The 258-nt window shown below is 48.8% G+C and carries 1 pseudogene; it reads left to right on the top strand.

What is annotated here, in order from left to right:
• Positions 1-258: pseudogene (locus RYX56_RS23550) on the top strand (NAD(P)/FAD-dependent oxidoreductase); the annotation flags it as partial.

The raw sequence follows: 258 nt of genomic DNA, 5'->3' as shown, positions 1-258 counted from the left end.
CGCTTCAGCTTCGAAAAGCAGCGGTTGAAATCATTGGCAAGGATCAGGTAGAAGGGGTTCGAGTAGCGGATACGGACGTAAATGGAATGATTATTCCTGGCAGCGAAACGATTCACGAGGCAGACTTCGTATGTATCGCCGGCGGATTATATCCGCTTGCTGAGCTTGCCGCCGTAGCTGGATGTCCATTCCAATATGTTCCTGAGCTTGGCGGACATGTTCCATGCCATTCTGAAATAATGGAAACTCCTTTAGAAG

The sequence above is a fragment of the Alkalihalophilus lindianensis genome, from assembly GCF_032843265.1.
GTDB classification, from domain to species: Bacteria; Bacillota; Bacilli; order Bacillales; family Bacillaceae_D; genus Alkalihalophilus; species Alkalihalophilus lindianensis.
Note: the sequence above shows the minus strand (reverse complement) of the source record. Positions and strands in the feature narration are given on the sequence as shown.